A 7,459-nucleotide genomic window follows, 5' to 3' on the forward strand; every position below is an offset into this window, starting at 1 on the left:
CCCCTACCCCCCTACCCGCCTACCCCTCTACGCAAACACAACCGTCCGATTGCCGTAGACCAAAACCCGGTGTTGCAAATGCAGCCGCACCGCCCGCGCCAGGACAATCCGCTCCAAGTCCTTGCCCTTGCGAATTAAATCCTTCACATTGTCCCGGTGGCTGACTCGGATCACATCCTGCTCAATAATCGGCCCCTCATCCAAATCCGGCGTGGCGTAGTGGGCCGTGGCACCGATGATTTTCACTCCCCGATCGTAGGCCCGTTGGTAGGGATTGGCCCCTGCAAAGGCAGGCAAAAAGGAATGGTGAATATTAATCACCCGGGGAAATTTCTGGACGAAATCCGAGGACAACACCTGCATATATTTCGCCAGCACGACTAAATCGATTTGGTATCGCTGAAGGATTTCCAGTTGTTGGGCTTCCTGGGCCAGTTTGGTGTCCGGGGTAATCGGCAGGTGGTGGAAGTCAATGCCAAACTGTTGGGAGATCGGTGCGAGATCTGCGTGGTTGCTAATCATCACGGGAATTTCCGCATCCAGTTCCCCCGCTTGGTGCCGCCAGAGCAGATCGAGTAAACAGTGATCCTGCTTGCTGACCCAGATGGCAATCCGAGGCAGCCGATCGGAAAAATGCACCTCCCAATGGGCTCCCAAGGGATTGGCGATCGCCCCTAGGGCGGGATGAATCACATCGCGGGGCAGGTTAAAGCCCTCCAACTGCCACTCAATCCGCGTCAGAAACAACCCCGCCGAAAAATCCGTATGCTGATCCGCCTGGATAATATTGCCGCCATTGGAGTAAATAAAGTTGGCCAGTTTCGCGACCAGACCCTTCTGATCGGGACAAGACAGCAGCAAGGTTGCAGTGGGAGACATGGTGGAGATGGACTTTTAGGAAAAACTTCAATCTTCCACTATAGGCAAAAAATCCCGTTTGAGGGCGATCCTAGGGAGAGTTTGGGGTGGGAGAGCTGTTTGGGGTGGGAGAGATAGAAGGATTTACGGTAGGAGTTGGAGTCGGGCTGGGAGAACTACTACTAGGATTTGCGGTGGGAGAGCTAGTAGGGGTGGGAGCGGGAGTCGCCTTGACAGGCGTTGCTTTCCATTCTGAGAGGGGACGGGTAACAGCACTTTCAAACGTCGTCGGGACTAGCAACACCGTTAGCTCGGCTTTGGGATCGGACGGTGGGTCTACGATCGCGTACAAGGCTGTGCGATTGAAATTGGATTTCCCTAACACCAGCGTATGATTTTTCTGGTCTGCCAACCAAATTTCCACCGTGGCAAGGGGCTGGTCGAGGCCAAATTCCGCCCGCCGATCGGCAGCCGTAGGCAGTGCTCGTGCCGATTGGCCGGTAGCGATTAAATTGGTCAAAAAGGCAATCGCGGCATCGCTGGCGGGGGTCTTTTCCGGTGAGAGCATTTGCCATTGATTGCCCTGCTTTTCAAAGACCAGGGTCTGGACTAACGTTTTCAGCGTTAAAGCCCGAATCTCAGATTCTTGTAGGTTAAAAATTGGCTGATTGCCCGTCGTTTCCGTGGCTGGAGGCGTTGGCTTCCGGCTTTCTAGCACATACACACCCACGCCCAAGAGCGCTGCAACCAGCAGTAAAATTAAAGGCGATCGCTGAAATTTCATCTTGCCGAACTTCTTGCCAAATTGGACTTATAGTAGTACAAATGTACGATATGTTTTAAGCAATGATGAAATTATGCACAGGTTTGGCCCTCGATCGCGCACCCGATCTCTAGCTCGACTGGTCAGTCGATCGCTAACTCTCCGGCAGCAATGCCAAAATCTGATTCACAAACGCCTCGTGATCAATCACGGGCTTAGAAATGTAGCCATCCGCGCCACTTTTTGCTAGAAAGGTTTCCCGATCGCCATCCATGGCGTGGGCCGTGACTAGAATAACAGGGAGGTGGGCGGTGTCAGGATTATCCTTCAGCATTTGGGTCAGCCGGATCCCATCGACGGATTTGCCCTGATACATGCTGCGGGACAGAGAGACGTCCATTAGCACAATATCAGCTTGCTTCGCTTGCGTGATTTGTAAAACTTCTTCCACGTTTTCGGTGTGCTTGACCGCCAATCCCCCGCGTTTGGTGAGGATTTTTGAAAAAACACGTGCATTGATTGGGTCATCTTCAACTAATAAAACAGTTTTCATCCCTATCACCTAGATCCTGGGCACCCGATTCGATTAGCATCTACAGTTTGTCAATGGTCCTACACGAGCCTCTACCCAACAGCCTCCACTGCCAGAGTGCTTGCCAACGGATCAAGTCAAAATCTAGACTCTCATCTCATCAAACTGCCATACAGCTTACCGGATAAAAATTCATTCAAACTTTTCCATCTATGATTCAATTCAGCAAAATCCACAATCGGGTTTTTACTGAGATGGCTTAAAAATCCTTTTTTCCAAATCGTACCTTTCCAAAACTATGTTAAGAGTGGGTACGAGTACTCCTATCCATCCACCTTTCGCGAAATTTCACAGGAACCCCCGTCCATGGCTAAGCAGTTAGATATTCTCCAAACAGGGCAGGTGATCTCCACCGCGCTGCATACAGAAATGCAGCAGTCCTACTTGGAATACGCCATGAGCGTGATTGTGGGGCGTGCCTTGCCCGACGTGCGTGATGGCCTCAAACCCGTGCACCGCCGGATTCTCTACGCAATGCATGAACTGGGACTGACCCCCGATCGCCCCTTCCGGAAATGCGCCCGTGTCGTGGGGGATGTGCTGGGTAAATACCATCCTCACGGCGATCAGGCGGTCTATGATGCCCTGGTGCGGATGGTGCAGGACTTTTCCAGCCGCTATCCTCTGCTGGCGGGCCATGGCAATTTTGGCTCCGTGGACAACGATCCACCCGCAGCCATGCGCTACACCGAAACCCGCTTGGCTCCGATCAGCAATGAGTCCATGCTGACGGAAATTGGCGATTCCACAGTAGAGTTTATTGGCAACTTCGATAACTCCCAACAGGAACCCACCGTCCTTCCGGCGCAGCTCCCCTTTTTGCTGCTCAACGGATCCTCAGGGATTGCCGTGGGGATGGCGACCAATATTCCGCCCCACAACCTGGGGGAAGTGGTGGATGGCCTGATTGCGCTGATCGACAATCCCAACTTGACCGATGAGAAATTGCTGGAGATTATTCCGGGGCCAGATTTTCCCACGGGGGGTGAAATTGTTGGGACGGATGGCATTCGGGAAGCGTACCTAACCGGGCGGGGCAGTATTCCCATTCGGGGCATCACGGATATTGAAGAAATCCAGGTCGGGAAGGGCAAACATCGGAGATCGGCGATCGTCATCACAGAACTGCCCTACCAGGTGAATAAAGCCGCACTGATCGAAAAAATTGCGGAACTGGTAAATGCGGGTAAGTTGGAGGGAATTTCCGATATTCGCGATGAAAGCGATCGGGAAGGCATCCGCGTCGTGATTGAGCTGAAGCGGGATACGAACCCCAACAAGATTTTGCAAGGGTTATATAAACAAACATCCCTGCAAAGTAATTTCGGTACGATCATGCTGGCCCTATCCGAGGGGCAACCGCGCCAGATGCCTTTGCGGGAACTGCTCCAGGAATTTCTCACCTTCCGGGAAGAGACCCTGACCCGTCGCTATCGCCACGAACTGACCCAGCACGAAAACCGAATTCACCTCGTGGAAGGCTGGCTGGAAGCGCTGGCGAATCTTGACGATGTGATTGATATCCTGCGCAATGCACCCGATGGAACCAGCGCCAAGCTGGAATTGCAAAATCAGTTTGACTTTAGCGATCGCCAAGCCGATGCGATTTTAGGCATGCCGCTGCGCCGTTTGACGGGATTAGAGCGCCAGAATTTACAAACTGAGTTTGAGGAGTTAACCACTAAAATTACCGACTTGAAAAAACTGTTGAGCGATCGACGGGAATTGCTCAAGGCATTAAAGAAAGAATTTCGCCATTTGAAAAAGCAATTTGGTGATGCGCGGAAAACCCGAATTCTCAACCTTGGGACTGCGCCCACGGCCCCAACGGAATCGGCCAAAACATCGGCCAAGCGAACGAGTGTGCCCCCAGAAGTTCGGGGCGAAGAGACCTTGGCACCAAACGTAGCGAAGGCGGAAAAAAGTCGCAAAGCTTCGCCAAAAACCGCGATCGAAGAAGTTGAATTATTTGCGGTGGAAGAAGATCAGGAAACCGTCGTCGAATTGACACAAAAAGGCTACATTCGTCGCGTTAGTCCCAAAACCTATCAACGCCAGCAACAAAAAACTGCTGAAATAGAAAAACCAATTCTAGAAGAGTTTGAAGATATCGTCATTCAGACAGAATTTACAACAACGGCGGAAACGCTAGTGGTCTTGACCCGCAATGGTAAAGCCTTTCCACTGAGTGTGCGCGACATTCCCCAAACGGCAGCTCGCACGAAGGGTGTGCCTTTAGTGACGCTATTGCCGCCTAATTCTGGTGTTGGAGCCGATACGAGTGCGATCGTGACGACTTTCTTCTTGCCAGAGGACTTAGACAGTCAAGCCCTGCTGCTGTTAACGACTCAGGGCAAAATGAAGCGCATTGTCTTAACAGAATTCCAGGACATGACCAATCGTGGCCTGATTGCCACCAAGCTCAAGGATGACGATACGGTTCTGTTAGCGGGCTTTGTGGAGGAAGGCGATCAGGTTGTGATCTGCACCAGTACGGGGCGCGTCATTCGCATTGAGGTGAACGAAGACACCTTTCCGATCTCCAATCGCACCTCCGTAGGAAGCCAAGTCACCAAGCTGTTGAAGCTGGAACGCTTTGTTGGTTGGGCGATCGCGGGCTATGAAGACGATTTCCTGATGCTGTCTGAGCAAGGCTACGGCAAGCGCATGACCGTCGGCGATCTGAAACTTTGCAGTCCCGGTGAATTAGGGCAGAATGTCTTCCAATTCACGAACAAATCCGATGCACTCTTGGGCATGGTGGTGGCATTCCCCGCCACCCACACGCTGGTTCTGACCAGTGATCCCTACGTGGTCAAACTGCCGATCGAAGCGGTTCCCTTGGGCAATCGTATGGATAAGGGAGAAAAACCTTTTAAAGTGACCAAGGGGGAAAAGCTAACAGATCTGATTCTGCCGATCGTGCCCTATGGAGAGCTAGACGACGAGTTCTAAAGCAACCCGTTCTACCCCCCTGGCTCAACCGATCTCACCCACAGGGCGAGGCCACCGCCCCGCCCCCGTGCGGCAATGTAGCGATCGGTCACTGCGAAAAAGGCAAAAAAAGGCAATTGGCCGATCGGTAATTCATCAAAAGCTTTGCCCCGCTGGGGAGATGGGAATTTGCCGTTGTAGAGGGTTTGTCCCAATACCTGCACTTGCAAGTGGAGAAAATCAAAGGCCAGTAGATTTTTTTTGCGGAGATAGCGGGCTGGCCCCGTTAACCGCAGGCTGACGAGTCCGACTTGCAGTTGATTGGCAATCGTTAAATTCTGGCCGAGATTGGCAACGGTGGTTGAGGGCCCGTTGGGAGCGAGTTCTGGTGCCGTCGCGCAATGCGTGGGTTCAGACAACGGCGCGAATTCCAGATAGGCTGGAACCCATTTGGGAAGATAAAACCCTGGCCCTAAAACAATGCCCGCCCGTCGGCGCACCCGCTTGGTTCCGGTGACAAAACACAGTCGCCATTTCCCGACCAAATCGGTGATGGGATAAAGCGTTCGTGACTGTTTGGTTACTTTCTCCGCTTGCAAAAGAGCCTGAACCACCTCTTGGGCCGCAGGCCGATCGCCCGAACTCGGTTGCGTAGCAACTTGGTACAACAGGTCGGCAAAGGAGCGATCGGGCATTCAGCCTCCTAATTGGGGAATCAACACAATCTATCAGCTTAATTATCTATCAACTTATTATCGCTGGGCGATCGCCGCCTCGATCGTATCGAAAACTCCCCCGTCTTCAAAGGTCTTTTGGGCCACTTGCCAGCCGCCATATTCATCAATTTTCGCGAGTTGTTTGACAGGCGTAAATTGCTTGGTCACGTCTGGATCTTTGGCTGCATCCCCGATCGGACGAAACCCGACCTTGGCAAATTCCCGTTGCGCTTCCGGTGTAAAGAGGAATTTGACAAAGGCATCCGCCACTTCTTTCGTGCCATGTTTTTCAACGTTTTGGTCAATAACCGCGATCGGAGTATCGATGGAGATGTTCGTCTCTGGCACCACAAAATCGAGTTTTTCACCCTTTTGCTTGGCGAGAATCACCTCATTTTCGTAATTCACTAAGGCATCTCCTTGGCCTTGGTTCACGAATGCATCTGTGGATTCCCGCGCATCTTTAGACAGCACGACCACGTTCTGAAACGCTTTCGTGAGTAGGACTTGGGCCTTGGCATCGTCATTACCCATTTTTTTCGCGTAATTCCACAAAGCGTAGTAGTTCCACCGGGCACCTCCGGAGGTTTTGGGGTTGGGCGTCACCCATTTCACATCCTCTCGGGCAAGATCGGCAAAGGATTTAATTCCCTTGGGATTGCCTTCGCGGATAATGATAGCGGCTACGGTTTCCGCCACAATGCCCTGATTGGGAACCCGTTCCGACCAATCCGCTTTGACCAAGCCTGCCTTAACCAGTTTATTGACATCGGCTCCGATCGCTAAATGCACCACATCCGCTTCTAATCCATCAATCACAGCGCGGGTTTGTGTGCCCGAGCTCCGTAGCTCTGCCGGAAGGTAACGGTTTGGCCATGGTCTTTTTTCCATTGCGCCTGGAATTTCGGAATGATGGCATCATGGGCCGCCTTCGGGACTGCATAACCCACGAGAGTCAATTCCACCGACTGGGAAGATCCCCCGGAATTGGCAGAGTTGACAGTGGCATTGGGCTGGTTCTGTCCTCCGGCGCAAGCTGCCAGCGCGATCGACAAGACAATCCCCATCAAAAAGGTGCTAACCCATCGCTGGCTACGGCTCCATCGCCCTTAAAAAACCTGTTGCACCCTACTTCCCAGCCTCTTGTTCTGCCTGTCCATAGAATCTCCTTGTTTAATCTACGGTAATTTGATCGGAATACCGTATTAAGTGTCCATCCTACAGAAGTAGCCTAGGAAAAGCAAGAAAAATCTACCCAATCCCGACCGACGAACCGTAGATTATTGAAATTGGAGTCGTTGACAAAAGACAAAAAAGGCTGGTTGACAAAGATACGAGTTAATTTGCCGATCGGTTTCTGTCAAGGTCAATCAAGGGCAAGTTGTTTTGGGGCGGAACAATTGCAAGCACGATCGGTCTAGAAAGGCATGGTGTTAAGGCATGGTGTTTTTGAAGCACTACCTTAATGATTCAAGCTCCGTAACTACTCAGGCTTAAAAAAATAAAGAGTTTTACCAAGAATCGTGAAAAAGCAGGTAATTTAGCATCATATTAGGGATTAGAGATTGAATCAGTGAGAGAACCAGGGCTTCAACC

7 protein-coding genes are annotated in these 7,459 nt (G+C 51.7%); 1 reads left to right on the forward strand and 6 read right to left on the reverse strand.

Going from position 1 to position 7,459, the window contains the following annotated elements:
• Positions 1–27: 27 nt before the first annotated feature.
• The 3 genes from purU to ACN4EG_RS26635 form a co-directional block, all read right to left on the reverse strand.
• Positions 28–879: a formyltetrahydrofolate deformylase gene (gene purU / locus ACN4EG_RS26625; protein ID WP_431633312.1), complete on the reverse strand. Its 852-nt coding sequence runs from the start codon at positions 877–879 to the stop codon at positions 28–30.
• Positions 880–949: 70 nt separating this feature from the next.
• Complete coding sequence (locus ACN4EG_RS26630; protein ID WP_431633313.1) at positions 950–1,642, reverse strand: DUF4340 domain-containing protein; 693 nt, start codon at positions 1,640–1,642, stop codon at positions 950–952.
• 133 nt (positions 1,643–1,775) lie between these two features.
• On the reverse strand, positions 1,776–2,174 hold the full coding sequence (locus ACN4EG_RS26635; protein ID WP_431633314.1) for a response regulator: 399 nt from the start codon (positions 2,172–2,174) through the stop codon (positions 1,776–1,778).
• Between the two features lie 345 nt (positions 2,175–2,519).
• Between ACN4EG_RS26635 and ACN4EG_RS26640 the strand changes: the two genes are divergently transcribed.
• On the forward strand, positions 2,520–5,168 hold the full coding sequence (locus ACN4EG_RS26640; RefSeq protein ID WP_431633315.1) for a DNA gyrase/topoisomerase IV subunit A: 2,649 nt from the start codon (positions 2,520–2,522) through the stop codon (positions 5,166–5,168).
• A gap of 11 nt (positions 5,169–5,179) precedes the next feature.
• Here ACN4EG_RS26640 and ACN4EG_RS26645 read toward each other — a convergent pair whose 3' ends face one another.
• From ACN4EG_RS26645 to ACN4EG_RS26655, 3 genes are read right to left on the reverse strand one after another with little or no spacing between them, the layout of a single operon-like run.
• Positions 5,180–5,842: a hypothetical protein gene (locus ACN4EG_RS26645; protein ID WP_431633316.1), complete on the reverse strand. Its 663-nt coding sequence runs from the start codon at positions 5,840–5,842 to the stop codon at positions 5,180–5,182.
• 57 nt (positions 5,843–5,899) lie between these two features.
• Positions 5,900–6,682 (reverse strand): sulfate ABC transporter substrate-binding protein, encoded by a 783-nt coding sequence (locus tag ACN4EG_RS26650; protein WP_431633317.1) that lies wholly within the window; start codon positions 6,680–6,682, stop codon positions 5,900–5,902.
• Positions 6,679–6,930, reverse strand: coding sequence for a hypothetical protein (locus ACN4EG_RS26655; RefSeq protein WP_431633318.1), 252 nt, complete (start codon positions 6,928–6,930; stop codon positions 6,679–6,681). The genes ACN4EG_RS26650 and ACN4EG_RS26655 overlap by 4 nt, the downstream gene beginning before the upstream one ends.
• Positions 6,931–7,459: the final 529 nt, after the last annotated feature.

The sequence above is a fragment of the Alkalinema pantanalense CENA528 genome (assembly GCF_050753345.1).
Lineage (GTDB): Bacteria > Cyanobacteriota > Cyanobacteriia > Leptolyngbyales > Leptolyngbyaceae > Alkalinema > Alkalinema pantanalense.

Excerpts from the sequence above, each read along its gene's own strand:
- purU (WP_431633312.1), bottom strand. The coding sequence starts at position 879 with ATGTCTCCCACTGCAACCTTGCTGCTGTCTTGTCCCGATCAGAAGGGT.
- ACN4EG_RS26630 (WP_431633313.1), bottom strand. The coding sequence starts at position 1,642 with ATGAAATTTCAGCGATCGCCTTTAATTTTACTGCTGGTTGCAGCGCTC.
- ACN4EG_RS26635 (WP_431633314.1), bottom strand. The coding sequence starts at position 2,174 with ATGAAAACTGTTTTATTAGTTGAAGATGACCCAATCAATGCACGTGTT.
- ACN4EG_RS26640 (WP_431633315.1), top strand. The coding sequence starts at position 2,520 with ATGGCTAAGCAGTTAGATATTCTCCAAACAGGGCAGGTGATCTCCACC.
- ACN4EG_RS26645 (WP_431633316.1), bottom strand. The coding sequence starts at position 5,842 with ATGCCCGATCGCTCCTTTGCCGACCTGTTGTACCAAGTTGCTACGCAA.
- ACN4EG_RS26655 (WP_431633318.1), bottom strand. The coding sequence starts at position 6,930 with ATGGGGATTGTCTTGTCGATCGCGCTGGCAGCTTGCGCCGGAGGACAG.